At 44.5% G+C, this 16,538-nt stretch carries 11 protein-coding genes and 1 pseudogene; 7 read left to right on the forward strand and 5 right to left on the reverse strand.

Annotated features, from left to right (window positions below):
- Positions 1 to 230: 230 nt before the first annotated feature.
- From DWB79_RS07720 to DWB79_RS07745, 6 genes are all read left to right on the forward strand, one after another.
- Positions 231 to 920 (forward strand): MotA/TolQ/ExbB proton channel family protein, encoded by a 690-nt coding sequence (locus tag DWB79_RS07720; RefSeq protein WP_016523477.1) that lies wholly within the window; start codon positions 231 to 233, stop codon positions 918 to 920.
- Positions 907 to 1,308 carry an ExbD/TolR family protein gene (locus tag DWB79_RS07725; RefSeq protein ID WP_016523478.1) on the forward strand — a complete coding sequence of 134 codons (402 nt, stop codon included), beginning with the start codon at positions 907 to 909 and terminating at the stop codon, positions 1,306 to 1,308. The genes DWB79_RS07720 and DWB79_RS07725 overlap by 14 nt, the downstream gene beginning before the upstream one ends.
- On the forward strand, positions 1,289 to 1,951 hold the full coding sequence (locus DWB79_RS07730; protein ID WP_016523479.1) for a TonB family protein: 663 nt from the start codon (positions 1,289 to 1,291) through the stop codon (positions 1,949 to 1,951). Before DWB79_RS07725 ends, DWB79_RS07730 begins: the two co-directional genes overlap by 20 nt.
- A gap of 147 nt (positions 1,952 to 2,098) precedes the next feature.
- Positions 2,099 to 2,782 carry a hypothetical protein gene (locus DWB79_RS07735; RefSeq protein WP_016523480.1) on the forward strand — a complete coding sequence of 228 codons (684 nt, stop codon included), beginning with the start codon at positions 2,099 to 2,101 and terminating at the stop codon, positions 2,780 to 2,782.
- A 98-nt stretch (positions 2,783 to 2,880) separates the two neighbouring features.
- Complete coding sequence (locus DWB79_RS07740) at positions 2,881 to 5,526, forward strand: cadherin-like beta sandwich domain-containing protein (protein WP_016523481.1); 2,646 nt, start codon at positions 2,881 to 2,883, stop codon at positions 5,524 to 5,526.
- 122 nt (positions 5,527 to 5,648) lie between these two features.
- Positions 5,649 to 7,841 carry a bacterial Ig-like domain-containing protein gene (locus DWB79_RS07745; protein WP_016523482.1) on the forward strand — a complete coding sequence of 731 codons (2,193 nt, stop codon included), beginning with the start codon at positions 5,649 to 5,651 and terminating at the stop codon, positions 7,839 to 7,841.
- Positions 7,842 to 8,009: 168 nt separating this feature from the next.
- On the opposite strand, the gene DWB79_RS07750 is transcribed toward DWB79_RS07745, so the two are convergent.
- The 5 genes from DWB79_RS07750 to DWB79_RS07770 form a co-directional block, all read right to left on the reverse strand.
- Positions 8,010 to 8,270, reverse strand: a complete 261-nt coding sequence (locus DWB79_RS07750) for a HigA family addiction module antitoxin (RefSeq protein ID WP_051125825.1) — start codon at positions 8,268 to 8,270, stop codon at positions 8,010 to 8,012.
- A 225-nt stretch (positions 8,271 to 8,495) separates the two neighbouring features.
- Complete coding sequence (prtP, locus tag DWB79_RS07755; RefSeq protein WP_016523484.1) at positions 8,496 to 10,373, reverse strand: dentilisin complex serine proteinase subunit PrtP; 1,878 nt, start codon at positions 10,371 to 10,373, stop codon at positions 8,496 to 8,498.
- 18 nt (positions 10,374 to 10,391) lie between these two features.
- Positions 10,392 to 12,275: a dentilisin complex subunit PrcA gene (prcA, locus tag DWB79_RS07760; protein WP_016523485.1), complete on the reverse strand. Its 1,884-nt coding sequence runs from the start codon at positions 12,273 to 12,275 to the stop codon at positions 10,392 to 10,394.
- 56 nt (positions 12,276 to 12,331) lie between these two features.
- A complete protein-coding gene (locus DWB79_RS07765; protein ID WP_016523486.1) occupies positions 12,332 to 13,603 on the reverse strand; it encodes a hypothetical protein in 1,272 nt (423 codons plus the stop codon).
- Positions 13,604 to 13,644: 41 nt separating this feature from the next.
- Complete coding sequence (locus DWB79_RS07770) at positions 13,645 to 15,774, reverse strand: TonB-dependent receptor plug domain-containing protein (RefSeq protein WP_016523487.1); 2,130 nt, start codon at positions 15,772 to 15,774, stop codon at positions 13,645 to 13,647.
- 269 nt (positions 15,775 to 16,043) lie between these two features.
- On the opposite strand from DWB79_RS07770, the pseudogene DWB79_RS07775 reads away from it, so the two are divergent.
- Positions 16,044 to 16,531, forward strand: a pseudogene (locus tag DWB79_RS07775) (NAD(P)-dependent oxidoreductase).
- Positions 16,532 to 16,538 lie beyond the last annotated feature (7 nt).

The following is a 16,538-nucleotide window of genomic DNA, read 5'->3' on the forward strand; positions in this document are numbered from 1 at the left end:
CGCCTTGTATCCAGTAACATTATTTTCAAAAAGCTTACGGAAAGTCTATTCTAAAACTCATAGTCTCTTTGTTTACTGCATGGAACCGCTATCGTCTGTGGCTGTTCTGATGTGTCTGCCCTTCTGTTGGGAAAAATTCCAGAAAAAATTATTGACACTATGAATGTTTTTCAGTAGTATTGCGTCCGTTAAATAAGTAATCCCTAGGTTACATTCGGGATGGGGCAATTATGGACGGACTATACTATTTTATCGATTTAATGCAGAAGGGCAAAGCCGTAAATTATGTGATTTTGCTGTTATATCTTGTTGTACTCGCAACAGCAGCTGAGCGGCTGGTCTATTATATAAGCACACAATATAAGCGTAAACTTTTTTATAGCATATTAAAAGAATGCGAAGCGGCTTTTTTGCATAAGCAGGTAATTACTCAAGCTGCATTTCAAAAGAAAGGATTGCATAACTCATGTATTGAAAGTGTGGGGCAGGTCTTTTTTGAATATCGTTCCACCCAATCCGGAGCGCTTGCAGAAGCTTTTGAACGAACCGTACAGGGCATTATAGCTGTACAAGAGCGCGGGTTTATTTTGCTTTCCCGTATCGCTGCCGTTGCGCCGCTGCTCGGATTGTTGGGAACCGTTACCGGTTTGATGGCAGCGTTTCAGAAGATTGCCGCTTTAGGAGGCAGCGTAGATATTACGGTTTTATCAGGCGGTATTTGGGAAGCGATGATTACGACTGCAACCGGACTGGTAACTGCAATCTTTTCATTTGCTGTGTATGAATTATTTGATTGGGTAAGTATGCGGAGAGTCCGCGATATGGAACAACTGATCTCCGTATTGAACGGACTTCATACGGCGCAGCAATCTTCCGATGTGCCGGCCGGAGATACGGAGCACTGCAATGAAACGGTTTAAACCGGAGCGGCGAAAGGCTGAAATTAATATTACATCATTAATAGATGTCGTCTTTATTCTGCTTATCTTTTTTATGATCGGTTCTACTTTTGAAAAACCGGTAATGAAAGTTGCACTGCCGGAAGCTGAATCGGGTGCGCCGGTACGCGAAAAAAATATTGAAATTATTGTGAATAAAGACGGCGATGTGTATATCGGGATGCAGCGTTATGATCTGGCTGAATTGGAAGTGTTTTTAAAAAGGCGGACGGCTGAAAATCCTAATGCCGCAGCGTTTTTATCTTGCGATAAAGACTTAACTTTTAAACAATTTGTTGCGGTAATGGATGTGCTGAATAAGAGCGGCATACGGAATGCGGCGGTAAAACATGATTATCCGCAAAACTAACGGTATCGTCTCCGTTGCGGTTTTTATGGCAGCCGCTGTCTTGCATTTTGTTATCATAGCCGCAGTATTTTTGCATATTTCGTTTGACGTACCGGCACCGGGACAAACCCAATTTGTGATGCAAAGTCCTCCGCTGCCTGCTCCCGCAGCACCCGTATCTCAAAAACAGCGTGTGCAAAAGACGGTGAAACGGAAAGAAACTCCGGTATCCGAAACAATACCGGAGCCGCAAAATATCCAAGCTGACCAGTCTGAACAGGTTGTGACGCCCGACTCGGCTGTTGTCGATTCGGGTGCGGAAATACAGGGGGCACAAGAGGACGAAACTTCTGCCGGTATAGCCGGTGGGAATGGTAGTTCTGTCACGGATGCCAAGACTATTATCTTGCAGCGGATAGCGGCAAAAAAGATATACCCTAAAGCTGCCCGGAAACATAATCAGGAAGGGAGCGTTACATTGAGCGTTCTCGTGTTAGGGTCGGGGCAGCTTGTTAAGGCGGATATTATCAGCCCGTGCCCGTATAAATTTTTAAATGAGGCCGCGTTGGCAAGTGTCCGTGCTGCGGCTCCCTTTCCTTTGGGAGATTCCGCGCCGGAACAAATTGAGCTGACGGTTACGTTAGAGTACCGGCTGGAAGGATAGGGGAGTGGACTTTTAAGTATTATGGAATACACTTGCATAAAAAGTTACCTAATACTTACTTGTAAGCCGCGTAAAATGTTACGCCGCTTATATTTAACGAAATTATCAAGCGTAACGCTTGTCTTTTAAAAATGAAGGAGTGGAATTATGAAACAAAAATTCCGGTTTTTTGGGCGCTTTCAAAGTAAGGCAGGTACAGGAGCAGTTCTTGCTTTGGCCGGTCTTTTGGCGCTTGTGGTGTGCCTTTCGGCATGTGGAACGGGAAACAATCCGAATGGAACCAATCTGAATGGTGCTGATCTGTTTGTACCCGATGAAGGAAAGCTGCCGCCTGCAGCGGAACGGGAGCTTATTTCAGAAGCTGATGTTCTTGGTAACTACCAAGGTTCTACTTTGGTAACAATGGACGGAAAACAATACGGACCGTATCTCGAAAATATTACAATTAATAAAAAAGTTTCGGGCAATTTGTTCTTTAGATCTCCCAAGATGGTATACGAAGGTATGCCGGTGGATATCGGTTACAAATTTGAAAAAGATAAGAACTTGCCCGATACGGGGCTTATTCTTACGCCTGCGGCTGACGGAAAGTCGTTTTCGTTTACGGGTAAAAAAGGAATAATGATGTTTTATGCTAAAAATGATACTGAGGAATGGGAAGTTCGTTCAAACACTTCTATTAATGGCTTTATCTATAAAAAAGGCGGTACGGTGTATATCAGTTTCAGTGTCGTGTATGATACAGCGGCAATGCATGAACGCTTTCCAACTATGCCGGCCGATCAACATAAGACAATGTCTTCTTCGATGAAAAACGGGCTAAAGCAATAACCGACTTTTGACGGTTTTTGACGATAGTTTCGCCGTACGGCGGAATCAAACTTTTATATTGTTTTGTTCCGGATAACGGGACGGAGCAAGGAGTGTATATGAAACATTTACAAAAATATTTTTGTACAATTTTTCTTTTTCTCAGTATTATTATAGCCGGTTGTAAGACAAATGTCGGAACTTCCGGCAACGATACGGAAACCATCATAACTGCACGGTTTACCGTAACGGATGGTGACGGTAATCCATGTGAGCTTATCCAAAATGATACTGTGCATAGCACAACGGTAAAGACCGATAAGGCCAGATTGACGGTAAACGCTCAACCTTTTGGTGCGGAAGTCTCGATAGACGGTGCCAAAACAAGAACAAAAGATTTCACATTCGCCGCCAATGAGGATAGCAAAACGAGCACGATCGTTATTGCCTATAACGGTAAGACTCGAACCCATACGGTAAAGATTCGGTATAATGCGGGTGCAATAAAAAAGGTTATCGTTACCGATGATGCCAATAAATCCGTACCGGTAACTTTTTCGGCTACTTCCGGTTATCTTGCCAACGTTGGAACAACCAAAGCTAAAGTCGAGGTTGAAACATCCGAATCCGCCGGTCCCGTAACTATTGATGGTGTTAAAACAAATAAGAAGGAAGTGAATTTCGGATCGGGTGAAAAAGTAAAAAAGCTGACGGTGGCGGTTATTCATAACGGTGTAGAAGAAAAGACGACGGTAACTATTACTTATAGCGATCCTTCCCTTACACCACAAGTTCCCGTACTGAAAGGGCTTACCGTAACAAACGCAGACGATGAAAGTCAAAGTTTTGCACTTTCCCCTCTCTTTCAGGCATATAATTCCGCATATACGATTGGGGTTCCGGCAAGCGTCAGCAAAATAAAGGTTGTACCTACAGTAGATACCGGTATTACCGCAACGGTTGATGGCGGAGAAGTACAGGCGTTGCAGGAAGGCAGTAATATAATAAAGATAAAAACAAAGCAAACGGAGAGCCCTACCAATGCTTATGAATATACTATAACTGTAAAAAAAGCCGGTACAGGCGCTTCTTCAAATGCTGCGCTTAAAACATTGGTACTGGAAAGCGGATTGTCCGGAATTAGTAAACCTTGGATAGAAGCTCCCGCAACCTTTGCTAAAGCAACATATACCTATACGTGTAAAATGAATGCGAGCTGCGACCAGTTTTATATTCAGGCAACACCCGATGATGCAAACGCTGTTATGACGGTTACTGCAAACGACAGTGCTCCTCTTATCCTAAAGTCCGGCGAAAACACGAAATTTACGCCGCTCAAGGGTGGGGAGAACCTCTTTGTTATTACCGTTACCGCTGCGGATGCGGTGAGCACGAAGCAATATACCATCAAAGCAATCCGGCCTGAAGGCAGTTTTGTACTGAAAACATTTACGGGCACCGGCTTAAGTGACTTTTATACGGCTCCGTTTAACGAGTATAAAAAATCCGGAGTGTTTGGAACCAAAAACCTTGATGCAACGGTGTCAAAAAATCTTGCCAGTACAACGATAACTGCAGTACCGGAATTCCCTCTGACAACCAAGATGAAAATTAAAATTAACAAAGATACCGAAAAGGTATTTAATGGTTCGGCAACGGTCGATTTAACAAAGGAGATGCCGACGTCACCGGGGTATGTCCGCGTGCAGATAATCCTTCTGTCAGATGTATTGGTAGTTGACGAATACTCTCCGAATGTCTATACGTTGTGGATAAAAAAAGTAGATACGAACGCCGAAGCGAAAAATTCGCTTACCGATCTTAAAGTTCAGTATTACGGAAACGGTTATAAATTTTATGCAATTCCGTTAAACGAAGCATTTTCACCTGCGAAGACGGATTATACGCTCACTTTGTCGCACGGTATTACAGAAATCAGAGTAACGGCGACACCGGAAAGTAAAAAAGCCTCTATCGACGGTTGGCAGGGAGAATATACGAACGCTTTTTATCCGCCGTTCGATAAAGTAACAATCCCGGTTGTGGCACAAAACGGCGATAGAAAAGAGTATACCATTACAATTAAAACGACCCCTGTCACAACGATAACAATTGACAACATTGTAAAGGATCAAATAATCGATTTGAGTGCTTTGCCCTCGGAAGGTTTAACCGTAACCGGTTCATTTACTAATCCTTCAGATGTCGTTTCTGAAATATGGGTAGGTTCTTCCGGATTGCCTATTCAACAAGAGAAAGGCGGTAAGTGGGTAAAGGCCGTGATAACCGGCTCTACTACGTTTAAAGCCGTCTTACCTAAAGCTGCATTGAGTGATCTTCCTAACGGTCTTCGTGATATAAAGGCAGGTGCTTTTACTATTCAAGGTACTGCTGCTGCTCTGACGCGTGTACCGGTTACTATAACCGGAAATTCAACCCCTACCGCTACGGTTATTGCAACAATCAAATCGAGTTTTACCATACCGGCAAATGCATCGATGAGTATTGTCGCGCTCGATCAAGCATTGTATGGAAAAGGCGAGGATGTGGTATTTGCGAGCAATGAACTTCCTGTTCGTGGCATGAGTTTTCCGACAAATATACCGCTATGCGGTATACCGGTCGGACATGAATGCAGGGTAGAGGTATACATACACGAGAAGATACTCGGTAGAGATGTACTCTTGTATTATGGAGTAGAAAAACTTCTTGTACAAGCAGGAGTACAAAATTCTTGCGAGCTTACCTTAAAGCAGGCTCAATAATCGGTTAAGTAAAAATATAACGCAAAGTCGGCTATAAAACAGCCGATTTTGCGTTATAAGTTGTTAGCTTTTATTTACATATTGCTTTTAACAAGCGAAATGTATGTTTAGGATGGTTAGAGATGACTAAATGTCTAAGAAGTCTGCAGCGGATAGGACTGCGCAGAAATGTTTGGCGTACATGCCTTTTAGCGGGAAGCGCATTACTCGCAATGTCGCTCTTTTTTTCTTGTAACCAGAATGTGCGACCCGGTAGTGGTACAGGCGGTGCAATCGAGAAAACCTATACGGTCAACCATAATTGGGAAAAGGTTGACGGAACCGGTTACGATACCGCACCTCAGACTGGACTGAAAGGTTTGGTTGGCAGTGGAACAAAGGCTGTTGCACAGGAAAAGAAAGGTTTTGAGTTGGATACGGCAAAGCATCCTGCCGGAAAGATAAAGCAAGAGAACATAAAAGCCGACGGTTCCACCGTGGTCAATATTTATTATGCACGGAAGACGATTACGCTTACCTTTGATCCGAACGGTGGAAAGTTCGGATCAAGCGCTGATAATAAAAAGGTACAGGGTAAATACGGTGAAACGGTAACAGAGACTATCACCAAACCGGAAAAAGCCGGTATGAAATTCAGCAGCTGGAAATCCCGCACAGAAGTAAGAGTTGATCCGCCCGCAACATTCCCTGAAGAGGACGTTACCTACACCGCACAGTGGAATTCTTTGGAATCGGCAAACTATACCGTCAGACATTGGAAACAGCCGATCATAGGCGATACCTATACAGATAAGGTAGAAGAATCGCTTTCCGGCATCGTGGATGAAGACACACAAGCGCAAGCAAAAACCTATCAGAATTTCCACCTCAGCAAGGTACGTCACGTGGATGGAAAGATTGTTCAGCAAAAAATAAAGGCTGACGGTTTAACCATTGTAGATATTTATTATGACAGAAATATCTTTACCGCAAAGTTTAACACGGACGGCGGAAATTCCATTTCAGATATTTCCGGCAGGTATGAAGCGGGTCTGCTCCCCCCCGCTAAACCGACAAAAGAGGGAAAGGAGTTCGTAAAATGGGAGCCGCCGGTGCCGACCTCATTTACGGAAGACACAGTGCATAAAGCAATCTGGCAAGATCCGCCTCCGAAACAGGCGACCTACAAAGTTGAACACTGGACACAGAAAGTCGATTCCGGCACCGGAAAAGTGCGCCCGGCAGATACACATACACCAGACAACTATGCTCTTCAAGATGAGGATACAAACAAAACCGGTAAAATCGGTGAGCTGACAGCGGCAAATGCAAGAACGGATGCGAAGTACAAGGGCTATGAAACCCCTACGGTTACGCAGGAGACGATAGAGGCGGACGGTTCAACTGTTGTAAAGATTTATTACGTCAGAAAAACTGTTACGCTTACATTCGATGCGAAAGGCGGTAAGATCGGCTCTGAGCCAACAAAAATCTTAACTGGAAAATACGGTGAGAAAATACAAGAAGCTGAGGTCGGCAAACCGGAAAAAGATGATGCCGATTTTGATGCATGGACACCTCTTTTGCCTCAAAAATTCCCCGAAGAAAATGCGGGATATGAAGCAACATGGAAGATCGTAAAAGAGTTGGAAATTAAAGATGGGCCGAGTAAAAAAGAGTATGCAGTCGGTGAAAAGTTTGATGCGGCCGGTCTGAGTGTTTATGTAAAATATACGGAAGCTCCCCAAAGGTTGATTACTAAAGACGAGTACTCAATAAGCGGCTTTGACTCTTCGGCGGAAGGTATCAAAACGATAACCGTTACCTACAAGAAAAAGAGCGCTACCTTTACTGTTACCGTCAAAACGCCGACACCGCCGAGCGAAACCTACGCCTTCGGTGATATTGTCGATAAGGATGGTAAGAAATATAAAGCAAGTGCATTTTCGGCTCCAACCCAGTGGGAAAATTATTATGTAATTATTAAAGTAGAAGATACAAAATATATCGGTGTACGGTATTTTGATAATACTGGTTATGGTGATGTTGAGTTAGGTACATCAATCAGTAATACATATCGAAATCAACCGGATTCTAACCATCGCTACCTTAAAAAAGATGAAGTAGAATCGATTTTCAGTAACAAACAAGGATTTAAGGATTCTATAAAGAAAATAAAGGGTACCGGTATTCCTGCGGACTTTGATAAGCAGAATTGCATATATAAGGGGAAAGATGATTTTGGAGATGATACCTTCTTTAACGGTAATAACATAAAGGTAGTAGGTTTTAACGACAGAGATATACTGCCTATCATAGCGCGGGAATTTAACTAATCAGTTGTTATCTCTTCCAACCAACCCTGTGTAAAAGCGGGGAAACCCCAGCTGATGACTTCCATCGGCTGGGGTTTTTCTTTTTCGGCGAAGTGCAGGCAGCAGCTTCCATACTGAAGTACACTTTTGATGATGCGACAATGGCAGGTTAAGCGGATGTTAGATAATTTATGTATATGCGTACATTTTTATTGTTTCAAATTCTAGAGAGTGATTATTGTTTTCTTCTTCTAAATCATACAGATTCTGAAGATTGAACCAGAATTCTGCCGTCGTTCCAAAGAATTTTGAAAATCTGATAGCGGTATCCGCAGTAATTGAACGCTTTCCGTGAATTATTTCGGAGATTCTTGTTTCAGGAACATTGATTTCTTTTGCCATGCGACGTGCAGAAATATTCATCGCATCTAAAAAATCTTCTTTAAGAATTTCTCCGAGGGATCCTTAAATCTTCTACAACTTTTGCAGCTTCAATTATTCGAAGTTTTCTTCTTGCAACATTCTGAATCGTCATCAGTAACTTTTTACTTTTATTCGTGCGGATACTATCTATCTCTTTGTTTAGCTTTGAGATTTGCTGTTTGCAAATCTCAAAGCTGTTGGAACCGCTTGCGTCCTGTCGGCGACAGTGAAGTTTTAGAGGCTCACTATTTTTTACAATGGAAAAATATATTCGATATCGGTATCGTTTGTAGCGGTAACAGGGTAGGTTTTGTATGTGCCGGCATCGTTGATACCGATTTCATACGCAAACCCTGTCCGTAAGCCGTAAAAACTAACGGCGCCGTTATGCTCATCGGTAAGTCCGACCGCCGCACAAATACCACTCTCTTTTTCATATAGCCATACTTGCTTTTTTGTTTGGGATATGCCTGCTTTTTTTACGGTTATTTTTACTGCCTTTTCGCTGTATACGCTTCCTTCAGCGGGGATGGCGCCTGTTTTGAGGGCATTTGCTGCATTTAAGACATTTACCCGTCCATAGCCGTACCATTTAGAAAAGCCGCGTGAATCGTATTGCCCATAGGGTGAACGTCGATCTATTTTATCGGCGGTATTTTCAAGCAGCGCCTTAATTTGGTACGGGCTAAGGTCGGGATTAATCGATAAAAGATAGGTGATTACCCCCGTTACGAACGGTGTTGCCATCGACGTTCCGCTCATCCACCGATAGCTTGTTTTTACATCGGATGAATGATAATTGGACCAGTTTGAGCCGCCGTTCCCGCAGCTGTAAATACTTTCACCGGGAGCGCACACGCTCATCCATGTTCCTCCGTTACTGAAAGCTGCCCGCGTGTCATCCATTGCGGTTGCTCCTACGGCTAAAATTCCCTGCAGCGCTGCGGGATATGCGGCGAGCGTTTTCCCGTCATTGCCCATTGCAATAACCGGTAAGATACCGGCGGCCAACGCTTTATTCATCATCTCCACCTCGTAGGGGTGTACGGCATAGCCGCCGAGTGATAGATTAACGGGAACTGTTTTTTGTGTCAGTTTAGGATAAGAGATAACGTTTGACGGCAATCCGGCAAAAACGGCGGAATCGCGTGCACCGGGCTCTTTGCGAAGTTCGGTGATGATTTGGGCCAGGTCGCTGAGGCATGAATATGTTGCATAGCTATCGCCACCCGATGCATCCAGGCCGCGGTATGTGATAAGTTTGGTGTGCGCATGGGCAACGCCGCAAATTCCTTTGCCATTATTTCCGACAGCTGCAATTGTTCCCGAACAATGGGTACCGTGACCGTGATTATCCCAGTTTTCGTGGAGCGGTACCGGCTGGGGGGGCGAGTATTGTACAGAACTTCCCCTGTGTAACGAAGATTTTGCATAAAGGATGATAGAGTGATTTGTCTTATCATAGAAATCTTCGTGTAAGCTGTTTACACCGGTGTCGATAATGGCTGCAAGTACCGGATGAACCGCATCGTGTGCATCATAGCGTTTAAATGCTTCGAGGGCGCCGGTTACGGTGAGACCCCAGTCAGCAAGATCCGCTTTTGGGTCTTCCGTAAGATTGCCGTCCTGTGTGCCGAAATATCCTCTGCCGGTTGTGCCGAGATTCCGGTACGGAGGACGCGCTGTATCATCTGCGACGAGTGCGGGAGCATCGTAGTGATAGTCGGGTTGCGCATAGAGTACGCCATCCATGGCGCGCACTGCGGTACGGAACTGCGCAGCGTCGGATTCGGTTTTTATTAAAAAGTATAAGTATCCGTCGTGTAAATCTTGGACGCCGACAACGCTGCCGTTTAAGGCGGTAAAACCGTCCTGATTAAACGAGGCCGTGGTTTTAACAATCGAATATCCTTCATGAACCCGCTCATCCGCGTTATGTCGTTCCTGCTGGTTGATAATCCATTCAGAATTAAACGCGGTATTGGCATTCATGGTGCCGCTTTGTGCACCGCCGATTCTGTCGGATTCGGGTGCCGTACCGACAAAGCCCATCGAACATCCCGCAGTCAATATGACAAATACTGCTGCTGAAAAAAACAATATATCAAAACGGTATCTTTGGTGTTTCATTATAAACCTCATCACTCTTTATTCTTCTATTACTTTAAAATAACATTGTCCGTTCAAACTTCCCGGATACCGAAGATGGCTGACAAAACTTTCGCTGGAACTGAGCGGTTCAGTGGGGTAAGGAATTTCATTCCCATCCGCATCTTTACTCAGCCACACTGCTGTGAATGCTGCCGGTTCATTATCCGAAATATTTTTGGCATCTTCGCCCCAATCGAGAATATCCCAGCCATACGTACAGCCGGTTGTAAACTTTGCATCTTTGAACAGGGGATGATTGAATGCTGCCGTTTTAAGGTAGCGGGGATGAATCGTTACAATGCCGTTGCGGTACGAAATAAAATCGTCTTCCACAGCGCTTCCGGAAATGAATCCCCGTTCCTGTAATTCTTTAAAGGAGTATTCTTTCGGATTTCCCGAAACGGCATATTGCAATTTTAACCTATTTCCGGCTGTCGCTTTTAGGGCTACGCTTACTTTTCCTGCAAACACAACATTTTCAGTCGATGCTTTTTCGGTAATAAGCAAGCCAAATGAAAAAGCATCCGCCAGTCGGTTATCCCAGAGAGCGGGGTTGGTTATCTTAAAGGAGAAACTGAGATTGTCCAGTTCCGATTTTTTTACCACACCGTTGTCCGCAGGATTTATCAACTCTATGGTAGATGCCGGTAAAAGGCGTGCCGTTGCGGTAGGTGAATCAAGATAATGACTGCCGTCGATAAAGGGTCTGACTTTATATTCATACGTTACACCTTCTTCAAGCGAGGGATCGGTATCATAGCCGAGGTGAAAACCTATATATGAGGGATACCGATAGTCCTGTTCTCCGGTATAATCAGCTGCATATTGTTGACGGCCTACAAGCGTCCATTCGGCTTGCCCCTGTATACGCCGGTATATGTAAAAGCCGCGGATTGGTAAATCCTGCGATGCGAGATCTTTGATTTGGAACCACAGCAGTACTTCGGAGGTAGTACTCTCTCCATTGTGGGCCGTAACACCGAACGGGCGTGTTCCTGATTGTCCCGGATTATTGAACAACTTTAACGAATGAGGATAGCGATGCATTTCAACTCTAAAGCCTCTAATCGAAGCCCCTTCTATGGTTTTTAAGCCCGGGCGGCGTTCCTGAAATTCAATGGAATTGATATGCCGTTCTACACGGTTCCCGGCAACATCGTAGGCAGTAATAACAAAATTGTTGAATTCATTCGGAAAAGAAATTTTATCGAAAGAGAAGTTTGCCGTGCACTTCCAGCTCCCGTCGATATCGCGTTTACAGACAGGCGAAACCGTAGCGATGTTATTGTGAGAAGAAGGAGATGTCCCAATCCCGACCGCACATCCGAAGTTGCCGTTATCCGGAATCGCTTGGATAGCGCGTGAGCGAGATGTAAATACGATTTCAAGCTTCATTGTTTGACCGACCGCACTTGACCAAACACTACCGTCTTCGAAAGGTTGGCCGTTTAATGTAACGGATTGAATTGACGGTGCCTCAGCTTGCGCTCCCTTTTGAATCATGCGTTGAATCATCGTAACGGTCTGCATATCGGCAGTTCTAATCCAGTAGTTTTCAATAACCGAAGCTGCACGCCCATTTTCCGTTCCGCTCAAGTTAAAATCATAGCGTTGGTTTTTAGGGAGATAGAGCAGTGCGCTGCCGTTGACAATCCTTACTTGATCGTACAGTGAACGGCTTGTGCCCACCGTATATACCGTCAGTACGCTCGATTCCGTAATGGGAACCCCGCTTACCGAATCCAATACGTTGACGGTAACGGCGACACCTTTTTTGGGTGTTTGTCCGTTTGGGCAAGCCGTAAACAAGCTGATAAGTACGCCGATACAGCATAATGTTGCCGCGCACTTAAAAAAAGGATAATGATGCAATTTTTTCATAATTTCTCCATATATATGTATCTGAGAAGATGTGATGGTTTCTTGCAGCGGTCTCGTTATGGGGCCGTTGTATAAGCATAACGGAATGTTACATAAAATTTTTCACCGTTCGGTCCGTAGAAGGTTCCCGGACGGAATTTAACATAATGCATATTGGAAGGTACTTCCCATTTAAAAACGTAGGTTATGCGCGATAAATAAAAGGTCGGCGGCATGTTTAACCCGTAGTACCACGCTTTTCTCCGTTTTTCGGGATCATCGTTTAGAGAATTGGCAAATCCCTTGCCGACTCCATCGACCTGTCTTATAAAATGCACCTGTTTCGGAACTGCCGTTACTTCGGGAAAATCCCATCCGTATAGCGCCGCCGTTTCTACTCCGGCAGGCGAGTTGGTAAGAATGGATGACGTGCTGACGATGCCGTCATTATTGAGCATCTGTCCCATCTCTTTGGCATATACATTGGTACGTACAAAGAGGAGCTGCCATTCGTTTTTTTTCGGAATATTGTCATGTTCCGTATCAAGTATTTTTGCCGAATCGGTACCAAGCTTAATGTAGTTAAAGCTGTAATCGCCGTTTATGTTTCCGGTTAGCGTATACTCGGCGCCGAATCCTGCTATGGTTTTCGGTTGTGCTGCACCCGGGGCCGCCGCCGAAAGGGTTGCAGGTTTGACGTGCAACGTAAAGGCTGCCCCGACTGCCGGTGTTATTGCGTCAAACCAAATTTCATATACTTTTGCCGTATCGTCGGTTTTACCGGTTTTCAGCAAATAATGCTTGTCGTTTGTTAATGCCTCATAAAACGGGTTTGCAACCGGTGCATCCGTATCGGGGTCGTTTTGGAAGGGAGAAAGTTCCTGCTCTCCGTACTTAAACGATGCCTGCTGAATTTTATTCAAGAGCTGCCCCGCATAATCGGCAGATGTTTTGCCTGCTTTAAAGGGAAGCAAACGGGCATGTTCACCGTAATCCCCGGAATTTGTTACCGCATATATTGCTTTGGGTGCCGAAGCCGTTGAACCGGTTGGGATGTTATCGGGTGTATCTCCTACAACAATGGCGATATCCCATGCATCGCTGTCTACTGTTTTCTGTATGCCGGTATTAAAATCGAAAAAAATCATCCGGTTGTGATTATCGTGATTATCGTAATCGACATTTGCCGTCGGAAACGGTGTTTTCGGTTCGACGGGAAGCGGTGTCGAGGTAAAGGTATAGGAATCTTTCTTTATAGTGTTCTGCGTTTTTACCAGTATCGGCGTGCATCCGTTTATTAAACCGAACAACAGCAGCGCTGCCGGTATTATTGCGTTATATCGTTTCATGATTATCCCTCTCAAATTAAAATAGGTGTAAAATGAGCTGTTTATTGCTGTACTCCAGGTATCATTGTTCCTTCAGTCGGCATCGGTATGTTCCTCTCGGTCGGCATTGTCGGAAATACTGCATCCTGTGCAGGTTCCTGCGGTTTTTGCTCTTTTTTAACGGGAGTCGCATCGTATTTAATACCGACGCCGAAATACCCTACAATTCCTTCTTGCAAACCGTAGAAGTCTTTCATTGTACGTCCGTCGGTACCTCTCATAAAGCTGATATTGTTCAGTAGGTTTTTTATGCCGGCATACACTTCAATTCGATCGTTCCAGAACTTTTGGCTGATATGCAGATTGAGCAGCAGCTTGTCCGGGCTTGCAATGTAATTTTCGTCCGTCAATTTCAGTTTATCGGCGGCTCTGATATCATATCCTCGACGGATGTTTTGCGGCGCATCCCAGTTAATACCCAGCGTTATTCGTGTTAACCAAACCGGAATAATACCGGTGATGTTGAGTTTAATCTGATGAGGTACATAATAGGCGCCGTGGTAATACCGCTTATTTTGGAGATCGTAATTGTACATACCGGCAATGGTGTATGTCAGCGTGGTCTCTATCCATTTCCATTGATATTGTACGGAAAAATCGCCGCCGGTTGTCATTACACGGTCGATATTCTGATATTGGCGGATACCGGTAACCCTATGGAGAACGCCGTTCGCATCGGGAAATGTGCCTGTCCGTTTATCGGTTTCAACTGCGAATATCAGGTTATTTACATAGTTAAAGTAACCGCTTATACCGAATGTCAGGCCTTTCACCGGTTTATATTCGATGGATGCATTAAAACCGTGAGAGTATTCCGGTTTGAGCGCCGGATTGCCTAATAACACAAAGTTCGCCGGTGCGGAATGGAAAAACAGCCAATATTTTTGCTGCAAGGTCGGAACTTTAAAGCCCATTCCATAAGAAAAGCGAATCGTGAGGGAATCCAGCGGGTCGTATCGCAAGGTGAATTTAGGGGTAAACTGGGCTAATGTGCCTTCTCCTTTTTGTAAAGGTGGGGCAATATCAAAACGTAATCCGCTAATAAGCCGCAGTACGTCTTCTCCCTGCATATTCCATGTGTATTGGGTGAACAGCCCTAACAACACTGAATGTTTGGGCTTCGGAAACTCTCTGCCTTGCATCATCGCCCATTTTGCGTTTATACCTGCGAGTAATGAATGTGCGATGGAAAAATCAAAGTTAGCGTTAATCTCGTTTTCAAGTTCATGGAATACTGAATTCCGTCGGTTTGGACTTCCCGATGCCGTATATATTTCATCAAAGATATGTTTGAAGTATTTGTAGCTTGAAAAAATATTGACCTGTGCCGTTTCTCCGAATGTCAGCGAGCTTTTTATACCGGCTTCTCCCTTTTCGCTGATAAATCGGTTTGCAATATCTTCCGACTGATTCATGTAACGGTTATGATTTGTATATACTCCGTACAGCTTTACCGGTCCGTACGTGGTATAAATGTCGGCTGTAAGTCTCCCGAATCCCATGCGTGTTTTCGGGAAAATAAAGGTATCTATTTGCCGTCCGAGCGGATCGGCATTGCGGGTTATCATGCCGGGCATATTGTCGAATGATCCTATTCCCTGTAAACCGAACGCCTTATGTTTGAAGGAGAAGCCCGCCATACCGTAATAGTGTTTGTGGATATCTATTTCTTGTTTAGTAGTAACCGACCAATTTGTCCGATTCTTTTTTGTGATGATATTGATAACGCCGCCCATCGCATCAGAACCGTAGAGTGCGGACGAAGCGCCTTTTACGATTTCGATATGATCGATGTCCGAAGCCGGAATAAGTGCGATGGGGGAGGCGCCGCCGACATCTCCGCCGACAGCCACACCGTCGATCAGCACTTTGACGTAGGCTCCGCTGAAACCCTGCATGGATACCCCTTCCATCGGATGTTCCGTTATGGTAACACCGGGAATATTTTGCAGCACTTCCGCTGCATTTTTTGCACCCATTTCGGCTATTTTTTCTTCGGAAACAACCGTTACTTTTTCGACCGATTCTTCGGCTACCTGTTCAATTTTGTTTCCGGTAATGACGATAACCGGCGCTTTTTTGGTTTCTTGCGCGTACAGACTTACACCGCAGCAGAACATTGCTGCTATCATACATTTTTTACAGTATTTCATAATGTTTACCGTTTACGATTTTAATTTTAGAGGCATCACTATATATAAATCAAAAAGATAAGTCAAGGTTTACATCTGAGATTGTAAATTTTTTTAGAGACAACCCTCTCATAAGTAAGATTGAAGAAAAAGCGTTTTTCTTCAATAATTAACAATATATTTTAAGAATACCGAGTATAGATTGGAACGGGCAATGATAAATTTTTAAGCTGACGGGGAAAACGCTTGGTATTATCGGGTTTGGACACATCGGGCAAAAGGTTGCGGAAATTGCGCTTGTGATGGGGATGCGGGTGCTTTATGTCAACCGTTCGCCCAAAACGATACCGCAGCTCGCTGCGGCGAAGCAGGTTGACATTGAAACCTTGCTTGCCAAATCCGATGTTATCAGCTTGAATGCGCCGCTGAACAGTACAAGCGAAAAAATGATGGATGCTGCCGCGCTTTCAAAAGTAAAGCGGGTGTGTTTATTATCAATACCGGACGGGGGCAGCTTATCGATGATGAGGCGGTTGCCACAGCGTTGAAAAAAGGCGCCATCGGCGGCTATGCAGCCGATGTTCTAAGCGTTGAACCGCCCTCTGCAAACCATCCGCTGTATAGCTGTCCCAACTGCTTTATAACGCCGCATATCGCATGGCAAACCCGCGAAGTGCGGACACGGCTGTTGCATATCGCCGCGGAGAATTTAAAAAGCTTTCATTTCTATAAGAGTGTATGCGCAAGATTACGTTAGGTCAAGG

It is taken from the genome of Treponema medium (assembly GCF_017161265.1).
In the GTDB taxonomy this organism is placed as follows: domain Bacteria; phylum Spirochaetota; class Spirochaetia; order Treponematales; family Treponemataceae; genus Treponema; species Treponema medium.

Excerpts from the sequence above, each read along its gene's own strand:
- DWB79_RS07770 (WP_016523487.1), bottom strand. The coding sequence starts at position 15,774 with ATGATAGCAGCAATGTTCTGCTGCGGTGTAAGTCTGTACGCGCAAGAA.
- prcA (WP_016523485.1), bottom strand. The coding sequence starts at position 12,275 with ATGAAAAAATTGCATCATTATCCTTTTTTTAAGTGCGCGGCAACATTA.
- prtP (WP_016523484.1), bottom strand. The coding sequence starts at position 10,373 with ATGAAACACCAAAGATACCGTTTTGATATATTGTTTTTTTCAGCAGCA.
- DWB79_RS07740 (WP_016523481.1), top strand. The coding sequence starts at position 2,881 with ATGAAACATTTACAAAAATATTTTTGTACAATTTTTCTTTTTCTCAGT.
- DWB79_RS07720 (WP_016523477.1), top strand. The coding sequence starts at position 231 with ATGGACGGACTATACTATTTTATCGATTTAATGCAGAAGGGCAAAGCC.
- DWB79_RS07735 (WP_016523480.1), top strand. The coding sequence starts at position 2,099 with ATGAAACAAAAATTCCGGTTTTTTGGGCGCTTTCAAAGTAAGGCAGGT.
- DWB79_RS07730 (WP_016523479.1), top strand. The coding sequence starts at position 1,289 with ATGATTATCCGCAAAACTAACGGTATCGTCTCCGTTGCGGTTTTTATG.
- DWB79_RS07765 (WP_016523486.1), bottom strand. The coding sequence starts at position 13,603 with ATGAAACGATATAACGCAATAATACCGGCAGCGCTGCTGTTGTTCGGT.
- DWB79_RS07725 (WP_016523478.1), top strand. The coding sequence starts at position 907 with ATGAAACGGTTTAAACCGGAGCGGCGAAAGGCTGAAATTAATATTACA.
- DWB79_RS07745 (WP_016523482.1), top strand. The coding sequence starts at position 5,649 with ATGACTAAATGTCTAAGAAGTCTGCAGCGGATAGGACTGCGCAGAAAT.